Annotated in this window: 23 protein-coding genes; 9 read left to right on the top strand and 14 right to left on the bottom strand. The window is 75.5% G+C overall.

The genetic code is table 11. The annotated features are described in order from the left end of the window. Positions 1 to 20: 20 nt before the first annotated feature. Positions 21 to 2489, bottom strand: coding sequence for an FtsX-like permease family protein (locus tag CNX65_RS11385; protein WP_096492755.1), 2469 nt, complete (start codon positions 2487 to 2489; stop codon positions 21 to 23). A gap of 147 nt (positions 2490 to 2636) precedes the next feature. Between CNX65_RS11385 and CNX65_RS11380 the strand changes: the two genes are divergently transcribed. Then, complete coding sequence (locus tag CNX65_RS11380; RefSeq protein WP_096492754.1) at positions 2637 to 3155, top strand: NUDIX hydrolase; 519 nt, start codon at positions 2637 to 2639, stop codon at positions 3153 to 3155. Positions 3156 to 3221: 66 nt separating this feature from the next. Here the strand turns inward: CNX65_RS11380 and CNX65_RS11375 are convergent, their stop codons facing one another. From CNX65_RS11375 to CNX65_RS11365, 3 genes are read right to left on the bottom strand one after another with little or no spacing between them, the layout of a single operon-like run. Beyond that, positions 3222 to 4136, bottom strand: coding sequence for an aldo/keto reductase (locus CNX65_RS11375; protein WP_096497733.1), 915 nt, complete (start codon positions 4134 to 4136; stop codon positions 3222 to 3224). 38 nt (positions 4137 to 4174) lie between these two features. After that, on the bottom strand, positions 4175 to 4942 hold the full coding sequence (locus tag CNX65_RS11370; RefSeq protein ID WP_096492753.1) for an ABC transporter permease: 768 nt from the start codon (positions 4940 to 4942) through the stop codon (positions 4175 to 4177). Continuing rightward, positions 4939 to 5847, bottom strand: a complete 909-nt coding sequence (locus CNX65_RS11365; protein ID WP_198320459.1) for an ATP-binding cassette domain-containing protein — start codon at positions 5845 to 5847, stop codon at positions 4939 to 4941. Before CNX65_RS11365 ends, CNX65_RS11370 begins: the two co-directional genes overlap by 4 nt. 110 nt (positions 5848 to 5957) lie before the next feature. On the opposite strand from CNX65_RS11365, the gene CNX65_RS11360 reads away from it, so the two are divergent. Both CNX65_RS11360 and CNX65_RS11355 read left to right on the top strand, forming a co-directional pair. Next, positions 5958 to 7052 carry a sensor histidine kinase gene (locus CNX65_RS11360; protein WP_232519789.1) on the top strand — a complete coding sequence of 365 codons (1095 nt, stop codon included), beginning with the start codon at positions 5958 to 5960 and terminating at the stop codon, positions 7050 to 7052. Further along, the gene (locus tag CNX65_RS11355; RefSeq protein ID WP_232519788.1) at positions 7049 to 7816 is read left to right on the top strand and encodes a response regulator; all 768 of its coding nucleotides are present in this window, start codon (positions 7049 to 7051) and stop codon (positions 7814 to 7816) included. The genes CNX65_RS11360 and CNX65_RS11355 overlap by 4 nt, the downstream gene beginning before the upstream one ends. A 36-nt stretch (positions 7817 to 7852) precedes the next feature. On the opposite strand, the gene arc is transcribed toward CNX65_RS11355, so the two are convergent. Beyond that, positions 7853 to 9652: a proteasome ATPase gene (arc, locus tag CNX65_RS11350; protein WP_096492751.1), complete on the bottom strand. Its 1800-nt coding sequence runs from the start codon at positions 9650 to 9652 to the stop codon at positions 7853 to 7855. A 719-nt stretch (positions 9653 to 10371) separates the two neighbouring features. Between arc and CNX65_RS36845 the strand changes: the two genes are divergently transcribed. After that, the gene (locus tag CNX65_RS36845; RefSeq protein ID WP_096492750.1) at positions 10372 to 11301 is read left to right on the top strand and encodes a nuclear transport factor 2 family protein; all 930 of its coding nucleotides are present in this window, start codon (positions 10372 to 10374) and stop codon (positions 11299 to 11301) included. A gap of 202 nt (positions 11302 to 11503) precedes the next feature. Further along, positions 11504 to 12361: an Rv0361 family membrane protein gene (locus CNX65_RS36840; protein WP_177154379.1), complete on the top strand. Its 858-nt coding sequence runs from the start codon at positions 11504 to 11506 to the stop codon at positions 12359 to 12361. A 67-nt stretch (positions 12362 to 12428) separates the two neighbouring features. On the opposite strand, the gene CNX65_RS11335 is transcribed toward CNX65_RS36840, so the two are convergent. Next, positions 12429 to 13256 (bottom strand): tRNA (adenine-N1)-methyltransferase, encoded by an 828-nt coding sequence (locus CNX65_RS11335; RefSeq protein ID WP_096492749.1) that lies wholly within the window; start codon positions 13254 to 13256, stop codon positions 12429 to 12431. A 74-nt stretch (positions 13257 to 13330) separates the two neighbouring features. Further along, complete coding sequence (locus tag CNX65_RS11330) at positions 13331 to 13873, bottom strand: hypothetical protein (RefSeq protein WP_096492748.1); 543 nt, start codon at positions 13871 to 13873, stop codon at positions 13331 to 13333. A gap of 109 nt (positions 13874 to 13982) precedes the next feature. Between CNX65_RS11330 and CNX65_RS11325 the strand changes: the two genes are divergently transcribed. Together CNX65_RS11325 and CNX65_RS11320 are read left to right on the top strand one after the other, a co-directional pair. Continuing rightward, positions 13983 to 15095 carry a sensor histidine kinase gene (locus CNX65_RS11325; protein WP_157767591.1) on the top strand — a complete coding sequence of 371 codons (1113 nt, stop codon included), beginning with the start codon at positions 13983 to 13985 and terminating at the stop codon, positions 15093 to 15095. After that, a complete protein-coding gene (locus tag CNX65_RS11320) occupies positions 15092 to 15781 on the top strand; it encodes a response regulator (protein ID WP_373565506.1) in 690 nt (229 codons plus the stop codon). Before CNX65_RS11325 ends, CNX65_RS11320 begins: the two co-directional genes overlap by 4 nt. On the opposite strand, the gene CNX65_RS11315 is transcribed toward CNX65_RS11320, so the two are convergent. Continuing rightward, positions 15778 to 16908 carry a site-2 protease family protein gene (locus tag CNX65_RS11315; protein ID WP_096492746.1) on the bottom strand — a complete coding sequence of 377 codons (1131 nt, stop codon included), beginning with the start codon at positions 16906 to 16908 and terminating at the stop codon, positions 15778 to 15780. The genes CNX65_RS11320 and CNX65_RS11315 overlap by 4 nt on opposite strands. 84 nt (positions 16909 to 16992) lie before the next feature. Between CNX65_RS11315 and CNX65_RS11310 the strand changes: the two genes are divergently transcribed. Further along, positions 16993 to 17862 carry a RecB family exonuclease gene (locus CNX65_RS11310; RefSeq protein WP_096497729.1) on the top strand — a complete coding sequence of 290 codons (870 nt, stop codon included), beginning with the start codon at positions 16993 to 16995 and terminating at the stop codon, positions 17860 to 17862. Positions 17863 to 17931: 69 nt separating this feature from the next. Further along, positions 17932 to 18699, top strand: coding sequence for a thioesterase family protein (locus tag CNX65_RS11305; protein ID WP_096497728.1), 768 nt, complete (start codon positions 17932 to 17934; stop codon positions 18697 to 18699). A 31-nt stretch (positions 18700 to 18730) separates the two neighbouring features. On the opposite strand, the gene CNX65_RS38305 is transcribed toward CNX65_RS11305, so the two are convergent. The 6 genes from CNX65_RS38305 to CNX65_RS11280 all read right to left on the bottom strand — a co-directional run bounded on the left by CNX65_RS38305 (position 18731) and on the right by CNX65_RS11280 (position 23126). Further along, the gene (locus tag CNX65_RS38305; protein WP_157767970.1) at positions 18731 to 19171 is read right to left on the bottom strand and encodes a cellulose binding domain-containing protein; all 441 of its coding nucleotides are present in this window, start codon (positions 19169 to 19171) and stop codon (positions 18731 to 18733) included. 91 nt (positions 19172 to 19262) lie between these two features. Continuing rightward, entirely contained in the window at positions 19263 to 20201 is a 939-nt protein-coding gene (locus tag CNX65_RS11300) for an AEC family transporter (RefSeq protein ID WP_096492745.1), read from the bottom strand. A gap of 31 nt (positions 20202 to 20232) precedes the next feature. Further along, the gene (locus CNX65_RS11295; RefSeq protein ID WP_041836702.1) at positions 20233 to 20496 is read right to left on the bottom strand and encodes a phosphoribosyl-ATP diphosphatase; all 264 of its coding nucleotides are present in this window, start codon (positions 20494 to 20496) and stop codon (positions 20233 to 20235) included. A 58-nt stretch (positions 20497 to 20554) separates the two neighbouring features. Further along, positions 20555 to 21001: a GNAT family N-acetyltransferase gene (locus CNX65_RS11290; RefSeq protein ID WP_096492744.1), complete on the bottom strand. Its 447-nt coding sequence runs from the start codon at positions 20999 to 21001 to the stop codon at positions 20555 to 20557. Between the two features lie 65 nt (positions 21002 to 21066). Further along, the gene (locus tag CNX65_RS37765; RefSeq protein WP_096492743.1) at positions 21067 to 21867 is read right to left on the bottom strand and encodes an SDR family NAD(P)-dependent oxidoreductase; all 801 of its coding nucleotides are present in this window, start codon (positions 21865 to 21867) and stop codon (positions 21067 to 21069) included. Further along, complete coding sequence (locus CNX65_RS11280; protein WP_232519787.1) at positions 21864 to 23126, bottom strand: oxidoreductase; 1263 nt, start codon at positions 23124 to 23126, stop codon at positions 21864 to 21866. The genes CNX65_RS37765 and CNX65_RS11280 overlap by 4 nt, the downstream gene beginning before the upstream one ends. Between the last annotated feature and the right edge of the window lie 4 nt (positions 23127 to 23130).

The following is a 23130-nucleotide window of genomic DNA, read 5'->3' as shown; positions in this document are numbered from 1 at the left end:
CCGGTGGACGAGCCGGTTTCTCACCCCGAGGACAGGCCCGCCGCCGGGCGGATTCGGGCCGCCGAACGGGCGGGGGCGAGCGCGGACAGCACGGCGAGGGCGAGGACGGCGGAGCCGCCGACCAGCAGCGGGGCGACGGCCGCCGACGGCCAGACCAGGACGCCGAGGCCCGCGAGCAGCAGTTCGGCGTAGAAGGTGCCGAAGAGGCCGCCGCCGAGCAGGCCGGTGAGGGCGAGCAGGACGGCCTCGGCCAGGACGCCGCCGAGCAGCCCGCCCCTGGTCACGCCCAGCGCGCGGCGCAGCGCGAGCTCCTTGCGGCGCTCCTGCACGGAGATGGTGAGGGCGGTGCCGATGCCGGTGACGGCGACCGCGACGGACAGGCCCATCAGCACCAGGAGGAGGGTCAGGCCCTGGTCGAGGGCCTCCTGGGCCTCGGCGTCCCAGTTGTTCGCGGTGGTGGTCAGGGTGGTGGGGAGGTCGGGCAGGGCCGCGGTGACGGCGGTCCGGTAGGCGGCCGGGTCGGCGCCGTCCCGGAGCGAGACGAGGACCCGCGTCACCCCTTCGGGGTCCGGGGTGCCGAAGACGGCGTCGGCGTAGTTGAGCAGGCCGCCGTCGACGACGTCGGTGAAGCGGGCGGTGCGGGGGCCGCCGGGCAGGTCGGTGAGGGTGACGGTGTCGCCGCGCTGGACGCCGAGGTTGTTCGCGGTGTGGGAGGCGAGCAGGACGTCGCCGGGGCCGAGCTCGGCGGTGACGCCCTCGGTGGCGAGCCAGTCGCGCATCCGGGTGGGGTCGGCGAGCATGACCGTGGCCCTGGCGGGGGCGCCGTTCGCGCTCCAGGCGCCCTCGGTGACGGTGACCGGGACGGTGGCGCGCACGCCGGGTCCGTTCTCGGCGGCGGCGACGGCCTCGGGTGGCAGGGGCCTGCGGCCGGTGTCGGCGACCTGGGCGTCCGGGCGGACCTCGGCGAACCCGTCGAGCGCGGCCTGCGTGGTGCCCGCGGTGACGGCGAAGAAGCTGACCATGGCCGAGGCGAGCAGCAGCGGCAGGGCGACCGAGGCGGCGCGCTGCGGGACGCGGCGGACCTCGGCGGTGGCGAGCTTCCACTGCGCCCTGGCCTCCGGCGGCCCGCCGAGGCGGGTGGCGACCGCGCCGAAGACGCGGCTGAGGGCGGGCACGACCACCGGGCCGAACACGCCGAACAGGGCGGCGGCGGCGCACAGCGACGAGCAGAGCACGAGGAAGACGGCGGCGCTGGACTGCCGCAGCACGAGGGCGCCCGCGCCGAGCGCGACGGCGGCCACGAGCAGCGCGCCGCCGAGCAGGCGCCTGCGCAGCCTGGGCACGGCGATGGTGCCGTCGGCGGTGCGCAGGGCGGCGAGCGGGGCGACGCGGGCGGCGGACAGCGACGGGCGCAGCGCGGCCACGGCGCTGAGCGCGGCGGCGGTGACGACGCCGATCAGCAGGTAGGTGGGCGAGGGCAGGGCCGCCGGGTCGAGGTCGACCGCGCCGAACATCTCGGACAGGCCGGCGCCGTCCATCACCGCGCCGAGCGCGTGGGCGAGCGGTCCGGAGAGCAGGGCGCCCGCGAGACCGGCCAGGGCGCCGCTGAGCAGGGCCTCCAGCAGGTTGGCGGTGAGCAGCGGGCCCCGGAGCGCGCCGAGGCAGCGGAGCAGGGCGGTGGTGCGCTGGCGCTGGAGGTAGACGGCGCGGAAGGTCGCCGAGGCGACGAACACGGCGGTGGCGAGCGCGAGCAGGCTGAACGGCAGGAGCATCACCCACAGCTCGGTGGCGTCGCCGCGCTCGGCGGTGACGGCGGCGGCGGTGCGGGTGACGGCGGTGGGCCCGGCGGCCTGGTCGACGGCGTCGAGCGCGCCGCCCCGGACGGCGAGCGCGGTGGTGGCGGGCCGGGGGTCGACGCGCGCGGCGAGGTCGGGGCCGATCGAGGCGGTGGGTGAGCCCGCGGTGGCGCCGCGCTCGGTGATGCCGCTGACGACGACCTGGATGGGGCGGCCGTTCGCGTCGGCGATGGAGACGAGGCCGCCCGCGACGAGGTGGTGGCGGTGGGCGGTGACCCGGTCGACCGCGATCTCGCCGTCGGCGGCGGGCGGGCGGCCCTGGGCGAGGGCGACGGAGCCGTCCGGGTCGACGTCGGCGACGGTGCGCTCCTCGGTGGCGCGGCCCCCGTCGAGGAGCAGGTCCAGCTCGACGCGCCGCTCGGGCACGACCTCGCGCACGCCGGGGACGGCGGCGATCCGGTCGGCCATGGCCTGGTCGAGCCTGGCGCCGCTGAAGGGCTCGGGCAGGACGACGAGGTCGGTGCCTGCCGGCAGGGCGCGGGCGCCCTCGACGGCCGAGCGCGCCATGGCGTCGCTGAGGAGCAGGGTCGCCAGCAGGCAGGCGACGCCGACGAGCAGGGCGACGGCGGGCAGCACCGCCCTGCCGGGGTGCGCGCGCAGCTCGGCGATGGCGAGCCGCAGGGACGTGGGCACTTCGGTCCTCCTCGGGACGCGTCGGCCGGTCGGTCCCGGCCTGCCGGAAGTCTCGTGGCGGCGGGGGCGCGCGGGCATCGGTCCGGGGTCGCGGGCGGGTGTACGACCGGGGTGCCGTGGCGGGTAGTCCTCGGGGAGGATCGGCGGGTGGAGCTGGTGGCGCTGGTTGACCCGGACGGGGCAGTGGTGGGGCGCGCGACGCGGGAGCGGGTCCGCGCGGAGGGTTTGTGGCACTCGTGCGCGGCGATCGTGGTGCTGTCGGGGGACGGCGAGCGGGTGTACGTGCACCGGCGGACCGACACCAAGGACGTGTACCCCGGTCTGCACGACCCGACGTGCGGCGGGGTGATCGCGGACGGGGAGTCGCCGGAGGAGTGCGCGCGGCGGGAGCTGCGGGAGGAGCTGGGGGTGTCGGCGCCGGTGGAGTTCCTGTTCCGGGCGCCGTTCGAGGACGGGAGCATCCGGTACGTCGCGCACGTCTACCTGGCGCGGTCCGACGGGCCGTTCACCCACCAGCCGGAGGAAGTGGCCTGGGGCGGGTGGGTGCCGCTCGCACGGGTGCGGGAGCTGGTGGCGGACCCGGAGTGGGCGGTGGTGCCGGACGGGCGGGCGCTCGTGCGGCGGTGGTTCGCTTCCGGAGGTGGCTCTCGGCCGGAAGTGGGGTGAGCGGGGCCCGACCCGGTGAGCCGGTCGGTCACCGGGTCGGGACGGCCGGGTGGCGGGCCCCGCCGCTCAGGTCCAGGCGAGCGAGCCGCGCGTGGACCAGTACTGCTCGGCCGGTTCGACGAGTTCGTCGAGGGCGTCGGCGGGCACGTCCAGGGCGGTGGCGCGCAGGTTGGCGTGCAGCTGGTCGGTGCTCGCGGCGCCGGACAGGACCACGTCGGCCCACGGCTGGGCCGCGACGAGGGCGAGCGCGACGGCGTCCGGGGTCGCGTCGAGCTCGCGCGCCAGATCCCGCAGCGCGGCCGGCGGTCGGACGGCGAGGCGGCCGTTGGCCACGCCCTCCTTGACGTACACCTCGAAGCCCGCCGCCGACGCCTCGGCCAGGGCCTGGCCCGCCGAGCGCTCCAGGGCGTTCCAGGTGGACTGCACGACGGTGAACAGCGGCTGCCCGTCGACCTCCAGGGCGAGCGCGCGGCGGACGGTGTCGGCCTGGCGCGGGCCGGTGGTGGAGAAGCCGACCCGCACGTCCCGCGCGCGCAGGGCGCCGAGGGCGTCGAGCAGGGCCGGGTCGTCGAACAGCGGGCTGTCCGCCGTGAGCGAGTGCACCAGGTAGCGGGAGGGCTCGATCAGGGCCGAGGTCTCCTCCCACTGCCGGGTGAAGCGCGACAGCGAGTGCTCCTTGACCTCGTGCACGTCGGCGTCGGCGCGCCAGTCGGCGACGTAGGCGTACCCCCACTTGCTGGAGACGACCACGTCGTCGTGCCCGCGCTCGGCGAGCCACTCGGACAGGAAGCTCTCCGACAGGCCGTAGGAGCGGGCGGCGTCGACCCGGCGCACCCCGGCGGCGTGCGCGGCGTCGAGGACGGCGTGGCAGGCGGCGCGCATGGAGTCGACGTCCCTGGTGGCGGGGAGCGCGCCGTCGCGGCCGAGGTTGATGTAGGCGGGCCTGCCCAGCGCGGCGAGACCAAGGGCGAATTCGGGCACGACCGCCACCGTAGCCGCGCGCGCCGGGCGGCCGGCCGTCAGGCGTCGCGGCGCAGCAGCACCACCGCGCCCGCCCCCAGCGCGAGGACCGCGTGCAGCGCCACCGCCAGCCCCGCGCCCCACGGGGACAGCAGCGGGTCGGGTTGGGTGCCCGCGAGCTGGGGGGCCAGCGCGGCCAGGCTGGTGCCGTAGACGTGCTCGTTCCACGGCGCGGGCAGCAGCAGGGACGCGGTCGGGATGACGAACTGGAGCACCGACAGGGTGGTCAGCGCGCCCGCGCTGGAGCGCACGGCGAAGCCGAGGCCGAGACCGACCAGCGCCGACACCGCCATGACCAGCGCGTTCGCCAGCACCGTCGGCCACGCGTCGGACAGCTCGGGGAACGCCGCGATCGGCGCGGGCCGGTCCCCGGTGATCCACTCCCCCAGCCCGGTCGCGGCCACCGACAGCAGCAGCGCGAGGGCGGTCGCGGTCGCGGCCACCACCGCCGTCTTCGCCGCCAGGAACGCGCCCCTGCGCGGCACGGCCACCAGCGCCGGGCGGATCATGCCGCCGCCGTGCTCGGCGGTGATGGCCAGCGCGCCCAGCACGCCCAGGCAGAACTGGCCGATGGGGACCACCGGCAGCGCCGGGTCGGCGGCCTCGAACCGCAGCCGCACCTCGGGCGAGGCGTGGTCCCAGTCGGCGGTCATCAGGTAGGCGATCGCGGCGCCCCCCAGCAGGGCCGCGGCGAGCACGGCGAGCAGCACCGCCGTGGAGCGGACCGTGCGGAGCTTGAGCCACTCGGACGACAGCAGCGCGGTCACGCCGCCACCCCCTCGGCGCGGTGCCGCACGACGGACTCGGTCAGCTCCAGGTACGCCTCCTCCAGGGACGCGCCGCGCGGCGTCAGCTCGTGCAGCAGCACCCCCTCGGCGTGCGCGATCCCGGCGACGGCGGGCGCGTCCAGCCCGCGCACCACCCACCGCTCCCCCTCGGCGACGACCTCGCCGCCCGCCCGCTCCAGCGCCGCCACCAGCCCGCCGGGCTCCGGGGCGCGCACCAGCACCTCGCGCCGCGCCCGGCCCACCAGCTCCGACACCGGCCCCTCCAGCACCAGCCTGCCCCGCCCGACCACGACCACCCGGTCCGCGGTCAGCGCCATCTCGCCCATCAGGTGGCTCGACACCAGCACCGCCCTGCCCTCCGCCGCCAAGCCCCGCATCAGCCCCCGGATCCAGCGGATGCCCTCCGGGTCGAGCCCGTTCACCGGCTCGTCGAACAGCAGCACCTCCGGGTCCCCGAGCAGCGCCGCCGCGACGCCCAGCCGCTGCCGCATACCCAGCGACAGCGCGCCCACCCGCCTGCCCGCCACCGAGCCCAGCCCGACCCGCTCCAGCAGCTCGTCCACCCTGCGGTCGCCGATGCCGTTGCTCCTGGCCAGCACGCGCAGGTGGTCGCGGGCCGCGCGGCCGGGGTGGGCGTCACCGGCGTCGAGCAGCGCGCCCACCCGGTGCAGCGGCCGGGGCAGGTCGGCGTACCGGCTGCCGCCGATCAGCGCCTCGCCCGAGGTGGGGCGGTCAAGGCCCAGGACCACGCGCATGGTGGTGGACTTGCCCGCGCCGTTCGGGCCGAGGAACCCGGTCACCAGGCCGGGCGGCACGGTGAAGCTCAGGCCGTCGACCGCTCTCGTCGCGCCGTAGCGCTTGGTCAGCTCACGCACTTCGATCACCGGCACAGCCAATCGCCCGGAGCACCCCCGGCGGATCGGACCACGGGCCGCTCCCCGGATCGGACCTGGGTCCGATCCGCCGGTCGGGGCGGGACCGCTAGCGTCGCGGGGTGCGACTCCGGCTCTCCCCCGCGTTCCTGCTGCGCGCGGCCGACGCCCTCGCGGCGCTGGCCGCCGTGGTGGTCTACCTGTACTTCGCCTCCAAGAGCACCGCCCCGCAGTGGGCGGAGCTGCACCTGGCGCTGCTGATCGGCGTTCCGCTGGCGGTGCGCAGGCAGTGGCCGCTGGCGGTGTTCGTGGTGGTCGTGCTGGCGCAGAACGCGGCGACGGTCCTGGAGATCACCCTGGAGATGTACCTGCCGAGCGCGTACGCGGCTTACACCCTGGGGCTGCTCGTGCCGCGCCGCCGGTCGCTCCCGGTGCTGGTCGGCGCGCTGCCGGTCACCGCCGTCGCGCTGATCGTCGGCCAGCCGTGGCCGGACGACGTCGGGCTGGTGGGCGCGGTCTCGGTGATCCTGGTGGCGTCGTGGGCGCTGGGGCGGGCCAACCGGGTGAACCGGGCGCACCGGGCGCGGGCCGAGCGGGAGCGGGCCGAGCGGACCGTGGAGGCGGAGCGGCGGCGGATCGCGCGCGAGCTGCACGACGTGGTCGCGCACAGCCTGAGCCTCATCGCGGTCAAGACCGGGACGGCGAACCACGTGTGCGCCGACCTGCCCGAGGTGGCCCGCGAGGCGCTGGTGGTGGCCGAGCGGACCAGCCGGGACACGCTGGTGGAGATGCGCAGGCTGCTGGGGGTGCTGCGGGACGAGGACCACGCGGCCGAGCGCGCCCCGATGCCGGGCCTGGCCGACCTGCCCGCGCTGGTGGGGGCGGCGCGGGACGCCGGGGTCGACGTGGAGCTGGCCGCGGGCGCGCCCGAGCTGCCGGACGCGGTCGGCCGGACGGTGTACCGGCTGGTGCAGGAGTCGATCACGAACGTGGTCAAGCACGCCGCCCCCGCGAGCTGCCGGGTGACGATCGCGCTGGTGGACGGGGTGGCGGTGGTGGAGGTGGTCGACGACGGTCCGGGCGCGCCGGACCCGCAGCCGCAGGGGCACGGGCTGGTCGGGATGCGCGAGCGGGTCGCCGTGTACGGGGGCGCGCTGGAGACCGGGAACCGGCCCGAGGGCGGGTTCCGGGTGCGGGCGGAGGTGCCGCTCGGATGAGCGGGGACGAGGTGGACGCGGACCAGGTGGGCCAGGGTCCGACGGGCCCGGCCCCGGCGTCCCCGATCGGGGTGGTGATCGCCGACGACCAGGCGCTGCTGCGCGGCAGCTTCGAGGTGCTCGTGGGCTCGGCCCCCGACCTGCGGGTGCTGGGCACCGCCGACGACGGCGCGCGGGCCGTCGCGGTGTGCGCCGCCACCGGCCCGGACGTGGTGCTGATGGACGTGCGGATGCCGAACGTGGACGGCATCGAGGCGACCGCGCGGATCTGCGCGGCGCAGCCGGGCGTGCGGGTGCTGATCCTGACCACGTTCGACCTGGACGAGTACGTGTACGCCGCGCTGCGGGCGGGCGCGAGCGGGTTCCTGCTCAAGGACACCCCGCCCGCCGACCTGCTGGCCGCCATCCGGGTGGTCGCCTCGGGCGAGGCGCTGCTGTCGCCCTCGGTGACCCGGCGGCTGATCACCGAGTTCGCCGCGCGCCCGGCCACCCGGCGACTGCCCGCGCTGGACGCGGTCACCGCCCGCGAGCGGGAGGTGCTGCGGCTGATCGCCGAGGGCCTGTCCAACGACGAGATCACCGAGGCGCTGCACGTCTCGCGCGGCACGCTGAAGACGCACGTCGGGCGGCTGCTGCACAAGCTCGGCGCCCGCGACCGGGCCCAGCTGGTGATCGCCGCCTACGAGTCGGGCCTGGTCACGCCCGGTGAACGCGCGGAACCCCTCCCCGGCGCGCTGCCGGGGAGGGGTTCCGGGGACCGGTGACGGCGCGCCCCTGGGGGCGCGCCGTCCCGCGCGGGCCTAGAGGTACTGGCCCGTGTTGGTCGCCGTGTCGATGGCCCGACCGGTCTCCTGGTTCTTGCCGGTGACGAGGGTGCGGATGTACACGATCCGCTCCCCCTTCTTGCCGGAGATCCGGGCCCAGTCGTCCGGGTTGGTCGTGTTGGGCAGGTCCTCGTTCTCGGCGAACTCGTCGACGATGGCGTCCATCAGGTGCCGCACCGACAGGCCGGGCTGCTTGGTGTCCAGCAGCGACTTGATCGCCGACTTCTTCGCCCGGTCCACGATGTTCTGGATCATCGCGCCGGAGTTGAAGTCCCGGAAGTACAGGACCTCCTTGTCACCGTTGGCGTAGGTGACCTCCAGGAACCGGTTCTCGTCGGTCTCCTCGTACATGCGCTCGACGGTGTGCTGCACCATGCCCTGGATGCAGGCCGCCGGGTCGCCGCCGAACTCGGTGAGGTCGTCGGCGTGCAGCGGCAGGTCGTCGGTCAGGTACTTGGCGAAGATGTCCTTCGCGCCCTCGGCGTCCGGGCGCTCGATCTTGATCTTCACGTCGAGGCGGCCCGGCCGCAGGATCGCCGGGTCGATCATGTCCTCGCGGTTGGAGGCGCCGATGACGATGACGTTCTCCAGGCCCTCGACGCCGTCGATCTCCGAGAGCAGCTGCGGCACGATCGTGGTCTCCACGTCGGAGGACACGCCGCTGCCGCGGGTGCGGAAGATCGAGTCCATCTCGTCGAAGAACACGATCACGGGGGTGCCCTCGGAGGCCTTCTCCCGCGCCCGCTGGAAGATCAGCCGGATGTGCCGCTCGGTCTCGCCGACGAACTTGTTGAGCAGCTCGGGGCCCTTGATGTTGAGGAAGAAGCTCTTGGCGTCCTTGTGGTCCTCGCCGCGCGCCTTCGAGACCTGCTTGGCCAGCGAGTTCGCGACCGCCTTCGCGATGAGCGTCTTGCCGCAGCCGGGAGGGCCGTAGAGCAGGACGCCCTTGGGCGGGCGCAGCTTGTACTCGCGGAACAGGTCGGCGTGCAGGAACGGCAGCTCCACGGCGTCGCGGATCTGCTCGATCTGCCGGGAGAGGCCGCCGATGTCCTCGTAGCGGACGTCCGGCACCTCCTCCAGCACCAGGTCCTCCACCTCGGCCTTGGGCACCCGCTCGTAGGCGAAGCCCGCCTTGGAGTCGACCAGGAGCGAGTCCCCGGCCTTGAGCGGGGAGTCGAGCAGCGGCTGGGCGAGCCAGACCACCCGCTCCTCGTCCGCGTGGCCGACGACCAGCGCCCGCGCGACGGAGCCCTCGGCCCCGCCGTCGTCGAGCACCTCGCGCAGCGCGCACACCTCGCCGGTGCGCTCGAAGTCGCCGCCCTCGACCACGGTCAGCGCCTCGTTCAGGCGCACGGACTGACCCATGACCAGGGAGGACGCCTCGACCGACGGCGAGACGGACACGCGCATCCGGCGGCCGGACGTGAACACGTCGACCGTGCCGTCCTCGAACCGGGCGAGGAAGACGCCGTACCCGCTGGGCGGCTGCGCCAGCCGGTCCACCTCCTCGCGGAGCGCGAGGAGCTGGCCGCGCGCCTCGCGGAGGGTGTCGATGAGCTTGGTGTTGCGCTCGGTCAGCTGGTTGACGCGCTCGGTGGCCTCGGCCAACCGCTGCTCCAGCAGGCGGGCGTGTCGTGGGGATTCCGTCAACTTGCGGCGGAGCAGCGCGATCTCGTCCTCGAGGAACCTGATCTGCGCCGTCAACTCGCCGGAGCTGCTGCCATTGCTCAGCTCGCCGCCCTCGTCGGGCTGGCTGCCGGGATGACCGTGCGGCATGTCGGCGCCCTCCTCCCGTGTTCGTACGACAACGGTACCGGCGATCACCGACAAAAGCGGCCACCTCGGCGGGCTGCCGGAGCGGCGGGTGATCACCGGGTTCGACATGTACGGGGGGTGAACTGCTCCATCTCGGTGTCACCGCGCACCGCTCACCCGGTGCGGCGCGCGTGCCGGTGACGCCCCACCGGCTGTGTCCGGGCAGTGTCCCCGGCGTGAACGGGGAATTCCAGGGGATTGCGCCGGTCGCACCCCGGCGGGCCCCTCGGGCGCCGGGGTCGCGGGCGGGGTGATCGGGGCCGCAGCCAGGCGAGTTCGGCTCGCGGCGGGGCGTCGGCGGGCCCGCGGCGCGCACCGGCGGGCTTCCCACGGGGTGGGCGGTCCGGTCACGGGTGGTCAGGCGGTGGTCGCGGCGGGTGGGTGAGGGCGGGGCGCGGGGCAGGCCCGGCGGAGTGCCCCGGTCCGGTTACGGTCAGCAGCCCCGGAGCGCCGACACCTCCCTCTGCCAGCCGGAATGCGGCCAACCGGGTGGTTTCGGCCCCGGCGGGGCGGGCACGGCGCCGGAGAGGCTGGATAGCGCCCGTCCGAGCGGCTTTCGACGCTCTCGGTGACGGTGCAGTTCCCCGAGTTGGGGGAAAGTCTCATCCAGGTGAACCTGTCGTGGTAGGGCGCTACTGTGCGCTCTGAGCACGGCCACCCCGGTACGAGGAGAGAACGCGATGTCGGTCCCGCCCCCCGGTCCGCACGGCCAGCAGCCGGAAGCGCACGGGCAGCAGCCGGCGTACGGCAGGCCCAGCGGCGGCTTCCCGCGGCAGGCCCAGCCCCCGCAGTTCGGGCAGCCCCCGCAGGCGGGGTACGGGCAGCAGCCGGAGTACGGGCAGCAGGCGGGGTACGGGCAGCAGTCCCACGGCCAGCCGGGGTACGGCCAGCAGCCGGGCCAGTTCGGCCAGCAGCCGGGCCAGTACGGCCAGCCGGGCCAGTACGGCCAGCCGGGCCAGTACGGCCAGCCGGGCCAGTACGGCCAGCAGCCGGGGATGCCGGGCCAGTTCGGCTTCGACCCGAACGGGGGCCTGCCGCCCAAGAAGAAGAGCGCCCTGCCCTGGGTGCTCGGCGGGGTCGGCGTGCTCGCCGTCGTCGGGCTCGTCGTGGGCCTGCTGGTGTTCACCGGCGGCGACGAGACCGACACCGCGAGCGGCGGCCCCGGGCAGTCCACCTCCGCCTCCAGCCCCGACCAGGCGGGCGGCTCGGCGGAGACGGCCGAGGCCGAGAAGGTCGTGAACGCCTACGTCGACGAGCTGAAGAAGGGCAAGAGCGCGGACAAGGCCAAGTCGCAGGCCATGATCTGCGCCGCCGACCGGCCGACCGTGAAGGCGTTCGCCGAGCAGGCCGAGGCGGTGGAGGCCAGCCTCCCCGCCGAGCGCCGCGAGCAGCTGAACTCGGTGAAGCTGGACTACGAGGTGGAGAACGTGACCGCGTCGGGCACGACCGGCTCGCTCACCATGCGGATCAGGTACTCGAACGTCCCCGCCGGGGTCGCCCTGCCCGCCGAGAGCACCACGGTGCTGGACCTAGTCGAGGAGAGCGGCGACTGGAAGATCTGCGGTCTGGCCAAGCAGCTCACCGGCACCCCCGGCGGCGCCACCGGCTGATCGACCGCTCCCCCGCCCCGACCACCGCCGGACCCCCTCGCGAGGGGTGATGCCACCGGGGTCGGGGGTGGGGTGAACACCACCGTTCAAGCGATCTTGCACGGCGCGGAGCGCTACTCTGCGCAGGCGTGGGCCACCGCCCCCGGCCCCGCGTCCCCCTACCGGGCGCCAGCACCGCCCCAGCAGCTCCAAGGAGATCCCCATGTCGGTCCCGCCGCCTCCCGGTCCCCAGGGGCCGCCGTCCGGCCCGTTCGGCCAGCAGCCCGGCTACGGGCAGCCCAGCGGCGGCTTCCCGCAGCAGCCCCAGCAGCCGGGGTACGGGCAGCCCGGCCAGTACGGGCAGCCGGACCAGTACGGCCAGCAGCCCCAGTCGGGGCAGTTCGGGCAGCAGCCGGGGCAGTTCGGCCAGCAGCCGGGCCAGCCCGGCCAGTACGGGCAGCAGCCCTACGGCCAGCCCGGCCAGCAGCCCGGTTACGGCCAGCCCGGTCAGTACGGCCAGCAGCCGGGGCAGTTCGGGCAGCAGCCCTACGGCCAGCCCGGCCAGCCCGGCTTCGAGCAGTACGGCGGCGTCCCGCCCAAGAAGAAGAGCCCTCTGCCCTGGGTGCTCGGCGGCGTCGGCGCGCTCGTGGTGATCGGCGTCGTCGTGACGCTGGTGGTGGTGCTCGGCGGCGGTGGCGGCAGCAGCGCGCAGGAGGTTGCCGAGCGCTACGTCGCGGCGGCCAACGGCGACGGCGAGCTGGGCGAGGACATGCTCTGCGCCGCGGACGCGGCCAAGATCGCCGAGCTGAACAAGCAGTTCGAGAACATGGAGAAGCCGGACCTCGGCGACCTCCCCGACTCGCCCGCCTCGCAGATGAAGACCACGAACACCCTCGGCAAGGTGACCGAGAACGGCGACAAGGGCACCTTCGAGGTGATCGTGAAGTACGAGAACGTGCCGGACATCCTGAAGGAGTACGCCAAGGACACCACGCGCACGATGGACGTGGTGAAGGAGGACGGCGGCTGGAAGGTCTGCAACGTCTTCAAGGCGCCGGAGACCACCACCCTCGGCGGCTGACCCCCTGAGCGGCGAGAACGCCCCGGCGACCACCAGGTCGCCGGGGCGTTCCGCGTGCGGGGCCCGCTCAGCCCTTGGACGGCCTGCGCTGCGGGCGCGGCGGGGTGACGCCGTCGGCGAGCCTGCGGGTGGTCAGCAGGAACGCGGTGTGCGCGATCATCCGGTGCTCGGGGCGCACCGCCAGGCCCACCACGTGCCACGGCCGCACGAGCGTCTCCCACGCCTGCGGCTCGGTCCAGTGCTGCTGCTCGCGCAGCGCCTCGGTGACCTTCGACAGCTGCGTCGTGGTCGCCACGTACACCACGAGCACGCCGCCGGGGATGAGGTTGGCGGCCACGGTCGGCAGCACGTCCCACGGCGCGAGCATGTCCAGGACGACCCGGTCGACCTCGCCGGTGTGGGTGGCCAGGTCGTCCACGGTCAGCGACCAGTTGGCGGGCCGCTCGCCGAAGAACTGCTCGACGTTGCGGATCGCGTGGTCGGCGTGGTCCTGGCGGACCTCGTAGGAGGTCACGCTGCCCTTCTCGCCGACCGCGCGCAGCAGCGAGCAGGTCAGCGCGCCCGACCCGGCGCCCGCCTCCAGCACGCGCGCGCCGGGGAAGACGTCGCCGTACATGACGATCTGCGCGGCGTCCTTGGGGTAGATGACCTGCGCACCCCTGGGCATGGACAGCACGTAGTCGGCGAGCAGCGGGCGCAGCGCCAGGAACGAGGTGCCGCCCACGGAGGTCACCACGCTGCCCTCGGGCTGCCCGATCAGCTTGTCGTGCGGCAGCGCGCCGCGGTGCGTGTGGTACTCCTTGCCCGGTTCGAGCACGATGGTGTAGTGCCGTCCCTTCGGGTCGGTCAACTGCACCCGGTCTCCGGGCTGGAACGGACCACTGGCGGTGCTCACCGCGACGAACCTCCTGCGCGAAACTGCCCGCGACCTGCGGACGGGCACGATGGTCGCAGAAGCCCCCCGACCGGCTACCGGCGGGCCAGCAGCTTGGCGGAGCACCAGACCGGCCCGGTGACCAGCCACACCCCGCACACCAGCGCGACCAGCCGCAGCGAGTCCAGCAGCGGCGCGACCCGGTCCAGGCCACCCGCGACCAGGGCGAGCAGCCCGATGACGGCGGCGGCGATGATGCCCGCGAGCACCGCCCTGCCCCACTCCCGCCACTCGTGAGCCGCGCGCTCCGGACCGTCCTTCGGCGGCGTGACCGGGGGCGGTCCGCCCGCGAACCAGTGCGCGAACCGCTGGTCGGCCCAGCGCAGCATCGAGTGCCCGAACGCGACGCTCACGCCGAGGTAGAGGGCGGCGAGGCCGTGCGCGCCGGTCGCCTGGCCGCCGCGCGCCAGGTCGAGGACGGCGGTGGCGAGCAGCACCAGGTCCACCAGCGGGACGCAGGCGAGCAGGACGGCGCCCGCGCGGCGCAGCCCGAAGGCGTAGCGCAGCAGCAGACCGGCGGCGAGCACGACCCAGAAGCCGACCTCGCAGGCCACGATGACCAGGACCAGGGGTTCCACGGCGACCAGCCTGGCCCGGCGCGCGCCTGCGCGCGTCGGCGATCGGTGCCACCGGTGGTCATCAGTTCGTAGGACGTGCCGGGCCGCGCCGGTGTGGTGGGATGGGCCGGTGCCGTCCCGCACCGATCTCGCCGTGGTCGCGACGGCCCTGAGCGCCGGGCTTCTGCTGTTCTGGATCGACTTCGACCGGCTGTGGGGCCCTGACCAGGCCGCGCCGACGTGGGTGCGGGTGCTGCTGCTGGTGACGGCCTGCGCGGGCCAGCTGTTCCGGACCGCGCGGCCCGGTCTCGCGCTGGCGCTGGCCGGTCCCGCGGTGGCCGCGGACATGGCGCTCGGGCACAGCAGCGTGGTGCTGGTGGTGGGGATCGACGTGCTGTTCAGCACGGCGATCTCGGCCGGGCCGAGGCTCTACCGGGGGCTGGTGACCGGGATCGGGCTGCTGTGCGTCGGCCTGACCGTGGGGGCGTCGCTGCTGACCGGGGAGCCGAGGCTGGCGCTGCTGGTGGCGGTGCAGGCGTTCTCGATGGCGGTCGTCCCGGTGTGGTGGGGCTCGAACATCCGCCAGCACCGGCAGAACGAGCGCCAGCTGGCCCGGATCGCCGAGCTGGACCGGCGGGCGGCGGTGACCGCCGAGCGCGCCCGGATGGCCCGCGACCTGCACGACGTGGTCGCCGGGCACCTGTCGGCGATCGCGATCCAGTCCGAGGCGGTGCTGACCCTGCCGGACGACGACCCGCAGCGGGTGCGGTCGGTGCTGCGGGCGGTGCGGGAGGGCAGCGTGGGGGCGCTGGCGGAGATGCGCACGATGATCGACGTGCTGCGGGCCGACGGCGAGGTGGACGAGGCGGTGTCGGCGCGGCTGGGCGAGGTGGGGCGGCTGGTGGAGGCGTCCGGGCTGGACGTGCGGCTGCGGGTGGACGACGTGAGCGGGGTCCCGGCGGCGGTGGACGTGGCCGGGTACCGGATCGCGCAGGAGTCGCTGACGAACGCGCTCAAGCACGGGGCGCGCGGCGGGCGGGTGTCGCTGCGGGTGGAGCGGCAGGCGGCGCGGGTGGTGCTGGAGGTCGGCAACGAGGTGCGGGACGAGGGGCGCGCCGGGCGGGCGCCGGGCAGCGGGACGGGGTTGGTGGGCATGGCCGAGCGGGCGCACGCGGTGGGCGGGCGGTTCCGGGCCGGGGTGGAGGACGGGCTGTGGGTCGTGCGGGCGGAGCTGCCGCTGTGACCGGGGACTCGGTGAGCGGGGGCGCCGCGAGCGGGGACGCGGCGGACGGGGTCGTCGAGGTGCTGGTGGCCGACGACCACGCGGCGGTGCGGGCGGGCCTGGTGATGATCCTGGGCGGCGCGCCGGGCGTGCGGGTCGTCGGCGAGGCGGGTGACGGGGAGGCGGCCGTGCGGATGGCCCGCGAGCTGCGGCCGGACGTGGTGCTGATGGACGTGCGGATGCCGGGGGTGGACGGCATCGAGGCGACCCGGCGGCTGGCCGGGGTGTGCGAGGTGCTGGTGCTGACCACGTTCGACCTGGACGAGTACGTGCGCGGGGCGCTGCGCGCGGGCGCGGCCGGGTTCCTGCTCAAGTCGGTGGAGGCCCCGGCGCTGGTGGACGCGGTGCGGCGGGTGGCGGCCGGTGACGGGGTGCTGGCGCCCTCGGTGACCAGGCGGGTGATGCGGGAGTTCGCGGCCGGGCCCGCGGCCCGCGCCAAGCCCGACCTGGGGGCGCTGACCGAGCGGGAGGTCGACGTGCTGCGCTGCCTGGGCGAGGGCCTGTCGAACGCGCAGATCGGCACGCGCCTGCGGATCGGCGAGACGACGGTGAAGACGCACGTGTCGCGGGTGCTGATGAAGCTGGACCTGCGCTCGCGGGTGCAGGCCGCGCTGCTGGCGCAGGACGCGGACCTGGGGGACGGCTAGCGGCTCTCCAGCGCGGCCTTGAGGTCCTCGCGGCGCAGCACCCCGGCGGGCCTGCCCTCCAGGTCGACCACCAGGTACTCGCGCGCCGCGGTCGACCGGACCCGCTCGACCACGTCGTCCCCGGCCTCGTCGGCGAGCAGCACGGTCTCCGGTCGGATCGGCACGGCGGCCTGCTCGGCGGGCGCGTGCGGGGACGTGCCCGCCAGGCGCTCGGCCAGGGTCCGGTCCAGCAGCCCGGCGGCGACCCCGTCGGCGCGCACCAGCACCACCCCGCGCCCGGCGGCGGCCGACAGCGCGCCGGACACCGGGCTCTCGGCGGGCAGCTGGAGCACCGGGCGCACGAGCTGCTGCAGGGTGAGCCCCTCCGGCCAGGCCCTGGCCCGCTCGGCGGCCGACTCGCCGCGCGCGCCCGCGACCACGAACCAGGCCGTGAGCAGGCACACGCCGAAGCGCAGCCAGCGGTCCGGCGCGCCGTCGAGCAGCCCCAGCACCGCCCAGACCACCAGGAGCGCGGCGACCAGCCCGCCGCCGACGACGGCGGCCCTGGTGCCGGTGGCGCGCTTGCCGGTGATGGCCCAGACGCCCGCGCGCAGGATGCGCCCGCCGTCCAGCGGCAGGCCGGGCAGGAGGTTGAACACGGCGACGGCGGCGTTGGCGAACGCGGTCTGCGCGACCAGCAGCCACACCGCGTCGGTGGTCGGGATGGCGTGGGCGCCGAGTGCGAACACGCCCGCGAGCAGCACGGACACCAGCGGTCCCGCCGCCGCCACCAGGCCCTCGTGGCGCGGGGTGCCGGGGGCCCTGGCCACCTCGGAGACCCCGCCCAGCAGGAACAGCCGCAGCCTGCGCACCGGCAGGCCGAGGCGCAGCGCCACCAGGCTGTGGCCCAGCTCGTGGGCCAGCACGGACAGGCCGAGGAACAGGGCGAACGCGGCGGCGAGCGCCAGGCCGGTGAAGCCGCCCGCGTCCGGGCTGATCCGGCTCGCGAGCGGCGCGTACAGCACGACGATGACCGCCGAGCCCAGCCACCACGAGGGCGCCAGCAGCACCGGGATGCCCGCGGCGCGGAACAGCGGCAGACCGCCCTCCCGGCCCGCCCTCGCCCGCCAGCCCTCCGCAGTCGCCATCGTGGGCAGCGTAGGCGCGGTCGTGTCACGTCGGGGTGTGCCGGGCGGGCGGGAGTGTCGGTGGGGTGGCCTACTGTGCTCCGCATGGCAGCGCCCACCACATCCGATCGCCCCGTGCGCAGGCCGGCCCTGTCGCCCTCCCGCGCGGGCGACTTCAAGCAGTGCCCGCTGCTCTACCGCTTCCGCGCGGTCGACCGGCTCCCCGAGAAGCCGACGAAGGCCCAGGTCAGGGGCACGGTCGTGCACGCCGTGCTGGAGGACCTGTTCGCGCTGCCCGCCGCCGAGCGGGTGCCGGAGCGGGCTCGGGAGCTGGTGGAGCCCGCCTGGGCGCGGGTGCGCGAGGAGCGGCCCGAGTTCGCGGAGCTGTTCGGCGCGGACCAGGACGAGGAGCAGGCGGACTGGCTGACGTCGGCCCGCGAGCTGCTGGAGGGCTACTTCGGGCTGGAGGACCCGCGCCGGTTCGACCCGGAGTCGCGGGAGCTGCTGGTCGAGTGGGAGCTGCCGTCCGGGGTGCTGCTGCGCGGGTACGTGGACCGGGTCGACGTGGCGCCCACCGGGGAGATCCGGGTGGTCGACTACAAGACCGGCGCGGCGCCGCGCGAGCACGTCGAGGGCAAGGCGCTGTTCCAGATGAAGTTCTACGCGCTGGTGCTGTGGCGGCAGCGCGGGGTGGTGCCCCGGCAGCTGAGGTTGATGTACCTGGCGGACCGGCAGGCGCTGGCGTACTCGCCGGACGAGGGCGAGCTGGCGAGGTTCGAGCGGACCCTGGAGGCGATCTGGGAGGCGATCCTGCGCGCCGGGCGCACCGGCGACTTCCGGCCGAACCCGAGCAGGCTGTGCGACTACTGCGACCACAAGGCGCTGTGCCCGGCGTTCGACGGGACGCCGCCGCCGTATCCGGGCTGGCCGGAGCCGGGGGCGGTGGCGGAGCGCGCGGCGGACCGGGTCGACTAGGACCGGGTCGACTAGGACCGGGGCTGCTGGGGCTGGGGTCGGACGGGCTCGTCGGGAGGGGTGTTCGGGGTGGAGGCGTTCTACGCGCCGCTGGGCGGGGACCGGTACGCGGCGACCAGGCGCACCGCGGGGCCGTGGTCGGCCGACAGCCAGCACCTGGGGCCGCCGTCCGCGCTGCTGGTGCGGGAGCTGGAGCGGCTGCCCGGTTCGGGGGTGCTGTCGCGGGTGGCGTTCGACGTGCTCGGGCCGGTGCCGGTGGCGGAGCTGGTGGTGTCGGCCTCGGTGGTGCGGCCGGGCCGGTCGGTGGAGCTGCTGGCGGCGGTGCTGGCGCACGAGGGCCGGGAGGTGCTGCGGGCGTCGGCGTGGCGGGTCGCCCCCGGTGAGACCGCGTCGGTGGCCTCGGGGCAGCCCGAGCTGCTGCCGCCGCCGTCCGCGTGCGCGGAGTTCTCGGTGCCCGGCGACTGGACGTGCGGGTACCTGGAGGCGATGGAGTGGCGGTCGGTCAGCGGCGGGCTCGCGACCCCCGGTGACGCGGTCGTGTGGGCCCGCCCGCGCGTCCCGGTGGTGGCGGGCGAGGAGGCGAGCGCGGTGCAGCGGCTGTTCACCGTGGCGGACTCGGCGAGCGGGGTGTCGGCGCGGCTGGACATCCGGCGGTGGTACGCGATCAACACGGAGCTGACCGTGCACCTGCACCGGGAGCCGGTGGGCGAGTGGTTCGCGCTGGACGCCGAGACCGTGGTCGGGCCGACCGGGGTCGGGGTGGCCAGCAGCGTGGTGCACGACCTGGAGGGCGCGGTGGGGCGGACCGCGCAGGCGCTGTTCGTGCGGGAGAGGTAGCGGGGCCCGAGCGGCCCCGCCCCTCCCCCGGTCACCGGCCCGGCTTCCGGCGACCGGTGGCCCTCACGGGCCCGCGCAGGTAACGCTGGGGCCGCTCGCGGTCCCCGTCGCGGCGTGCCCGAACGTGGTGGACGCGCCCGGTGCGAGGGTCCCGTTGCAGTCCGCGTTTGCAGTCCGCGTTGCGGACCGTGACCGAGGAGCCGCTCGTGCCGCGCAGGTCGTCCCACAGCTGGGTGATGGCCTGACCCGCGCCCAGGGTCCACCCGGTGGTGCCCGAGCTGCCCGCCGTGCCGGTGACCTCGCCCTGGAAGCCGCCCTGCCGAGTGTTGGTGGTGCGGTGCGCGGCGGAGCAGGCGCCCGTCGGCGGCGTGGTGGTCGTCGTGCCCCCGCCGCCCTCACCACCCGCACCGAGGCCAGCGCGCCCACGCCCACCGCGTGCCCGTTGCTCGTGGCCGTGCGGTGGTCGTCGCAGGCGGCGGCCTCGGCGGTGGAGTCGGCGGCCGGGCTCGTGACGACCGCCGCCCGGCCGGGACCACCCGACCGGACTGGCGCGGGCCGGGGCGCTAGAGCAGCGCGGCGGCGGTCAGGGTGAGCATCGACAGGGCCGTCGTCACCAGCACCGTGTTGCGGGTGGTCGACGTGCCCGGCAGGTAGCGGGTGGCCACGACGTGCACGTTCTGCGCGGTCGGCAGGGCCGCGCACACGATCGCCGCCCGCCGCAGGTCGCCCTCGACGTCGAGCAGCACGCAGAACGCCAGCGCCAGCAGCGGGTGCGCGAGCAGCTTGAGCGCCACCGCCGTCCACAGCGCGGCCCTCGGCTCGGCGGGGCGCGGCGCCGCGCCGCCCGTCGCGACCTCGTCGTCGTGCCTGCGCCCGGCCAGCGACATGCCCAGCCCGACCAGCGCGGTCGGCACACCGGCCGCACCGAGCGCGGCGATCGGCGAGAGCAGCACCTGCGGCGGGTCCCAGCCGGTGGCGGCCACCGCGACGGCCAGCACGGACGCGCCGATCACCGGGTTGCGCACCGGCAGCAGCGCCAGGGTGCGCAGGACCCGCCCGCCCGCGCCAGCCTCCAGCGCGCCGAGCACGACCGGCATCATCACCAGCGGCTGGAACAGCAGCACGGCGGCGATGAACGACGAGTCGCCCAGCACGCCGATGGCGATGGGGATGCCGAGGTTGCCCGCGTTGACGTACCCGGACGCCATGCCGCCGAGCACGCGCTGGTCGTGCGGGGTGCGGAACAGCTTCCAGTGCAGCAGGTAGCCCGCGGCGCACACCACGGCGGTGGAGGCGACGAAGGCGAGCACCCCGGCGTTGGCGAGCCGGGAGGGGTCGGTGTCGATCAGGGTGGTGAACAGCACCGCGGGCATGGCCAGGTGGAACGCGAACCGGCCGAGGGCCTGCTCGGCGCCGCGCCCCAGCACGCCGCCGCGCGCCGAGGCGAAGCCGATGCCGGTCAGCACCCAGATGGGCAGGAACCCGCCGAGCACTCCGCCCACGGTCAGCGCACGACCGCGGCGGACCGGGCTGTCACAGGTGCCGGTAGACGTCTTCGAGGCTCAGGCCGCGCCCCAGCATGAGCACCTGGACGCGGTAGAGGAGCTGGGAGACCTCTTCGGCGAGGCGGTCGTCGGACTCGTGCTCGGCGGCGATCCACACCTCGCCCGCCTCCTCCAGCACCTTCTTGCCCTGGGCGTGCACGCCGTCGGCCAGCGCCTGCGTGGTCGCGGACCCCTCGGGGCGGGTTCGGGCGCGTTCGCTCAGCTCGGCGAACAGCTCGTCGAAGGTCTTCACGGTGCCTGATCCTCGCATCCCGCGGCCGGGACCGAGCAGCGGGCTCCGGCGGGCGGCCTCAGATCCGGTACTCCGGACCGGTGAACGGCCAGACCTCCGCGACCCAGCGGGGCACGAAGGAGTCGAGCGCGCGCTCGACCTCGGTGCCGACGAGCCGGTCGACCACCCACCAGGAGATCCGGGCGTCGGCGGGGGCCTCGGCGGGGTCGAGGTAGACGCACCCGAGGAGTTCGGTCTCGTCCGCGTCGAACAGCGCGTAGTTGAACGACTCGTGCGCCTCGATCTCCCGCTCGTGCCGCGCGAGGTCCTCGCGGTCCTGCTCGACGGTCATCGTCGCCGGGGGCCACCCCCAGGCCTCGCCGTAGAGGGACCAGAGGCGGTCGCGGGAGCCCATCACGGCCGGGTAGTCGAGTTCGGTGTCGGACTCGCGGATGGGCCGCAGGTGGTGCCCGGCGCCGATCTCGGCGCGGAGCGGGTGGGCGAAGTCGTCGGGGAGCCAGGCCATGGCGGTGATCGTGCCCGGTGGGGGCTGGTGGGCGCGAGCGGGTTTCCCGCCCGCGCCCCAGCCGGCTACTCCACCGCCCCGAGCCGGTCGAACCCCAGCGCCCGGTTCAGCACCGCCATCACCCGCGCCCTCACCCGCATCGGCAGCAGCGACGCCACCGCGATCATCGCCGCGTTGGCCTTCATGCCGGGGATCGACACCGCCCGGCCCGAGCGGACGTGGTCGAGGACGTCGCGGGCGACCCGTTCCGGGGTGTCGTACGCGCGCGGGTCGATGGTGACGTCCTTGCCGTCGAAGAAGGCGGTTCGGATGGCTCCGGGGTTGACCGCCACCACGCGCACGCCGGTTCCCCGCAGCTCCACGCGCAGCGCCTCGGTGAACGAGCGCACGTACGCCTTCGTCGCGCCGTAGCTCGCCTGGTACGGCACCGGCAGGTAGCCGGCCGTGGAGCCGACGTTCACGATCGTGCCCGTGCCCGCCCGGCGCATCGACCGCGCCACGTGGTGGGTCAGCTCGGTCAGGGCCTCCACGTTGAGCGCGATCGAGTCGACGTGCTCGGCCAGCGGGGTGTCCAGGAACGGGCCGACCGAGCCCGCTCCCGCGTTGTTGAGCAGCAGGTCGATCGGCTGCTCGCCCAGCTCGGCCAGCGCGGCGCGCCTGGACGCGCGGTCGGTCAGGTCGGCCGCGATCACCCGCGCGGTCACGCCGGTGCGGGCGCGCAGCTCGTCGGCCAGTTCGTCCAGCGCGGCGCGCGAGCGGGCCAGCAGCACGAGGTTCGCGCCGCGCGCGGCCAGCTCCTCGGCCAGCGCCCGGCCGAGGCCCTTCGTCGCGCCGGTCACCAGCGCGGTCGTCCCCCGGTAGGTCAAGCCTTCCCCCACTTCCGGTAGCGGCGCAGCGCGGGGCGGCGGCGCAGTCGTTCGGTCAGCAGCGCCCTGAGCGGGCCGGTGGAGCGCTCGCGGTCCGCGGCGAGGTCTTCCATCCTGGCGTGGACCAGGGCCTGCACGGCGGCGGAAGAGAGCTTCTTGTCGGGCCAGTTCACCCGGACGGGCGCGGCCTCGGCCTCGTCGCCGCGCGTCCACGCGCGCGGCAGGTCGGGGTCCACGGCCAGCGCGGTGCCCACGCCGACCACGGACGCGCCGCTCTCCAGGACCCGCCGGGCCACCGGCAGTCGCCGCACCCCGCCGGTGATCATCACGGGCAGCGGGGCGTCCGCGAGGATCGACGACGCGGCGTCCAGGAAGTACGCCTCGCGGGCCAGGGTGCTCTCGTCGGCCGCGTGGCCCATGATCGCCAGGCTCTCCAGGGAGCCGCCGGACAGCTCGACCAGGTCGACGCCCGCACCGGACAGCATCCCGATCACCTCGGCCGCGTCCCGCGGCTGGAAGCCGCCGCGCTGGAAGTCGGCGGTGTTGAGCTTGACCCCGACCGCGAAGCCGGGCGACACCGCGCCCCGCACCGCCGCGACGACCTCCAGCAGCAGCCGCGCACGCGCGGCCAGGTCACCGCCGTGGCCATCGGTCCTGCGGTTGACCAGCGGCGACAGGAACTGGCCGATCAGGTACCCGTGCGCGGCGTGCACCTCGACGCCGTCGAACCCGGCCCGCTCGGCCTGCGCGGCGGTGTCGGCGAACCTGGTCACCACCTCGGCGATCTGCTCGCCGGTCATGGCGACCGGCGTCGCGTACAGCCGGGTGAACGTGCCCATCTCGACCCGCTTGGCCGACGCGGACCAGGCCAGCCCGCCCTGGTCGGCGAACACCACCCGGCCGGGGTGGTTGATCTGCATCCACACCTGGCCGCCGCCCGAGCGCGCCGCCGACGCCCAGCGCCGGAACGGCTCCAGGTCGGTCCCGGCCTCCAGGACCACGTCGCGCGGGTCGGCCACGGCCCGCCCGTCGACCATCACGTGCCCGGTGATCAGCAGCCCCGCGCCGCCGCGCGCCCACCGCCGGTAGAGCGCGATCAGCTCGTCGCCCGGCAGCTGGCCGTCCACCGCCAGGAACTCCTCCAGCGCGGCCTTGGCGACGCGGTTCGGCAGCACCGACCCGCTCGCCAGCCGCAGCGGATCGCCCAGCGCCGCCACCACCTCCCCCGTCCCGCCCATGCGCACCCCTCGTGTGTACATCGTC

It is taken from the genome of Actinosynnema pretiosum, assembly GCF_002354875.1.
Classification (GTDB): domain Bacteria; phylum Actinomycetota; class Actinomycetes; order Mycobacteriales; family Pseudonocardiaceae; genus Actinosynnema; species Actinosynnema auranticum.
This window is presented reverse-complemented; position numbering and strand designations above follow the sequence as displayed.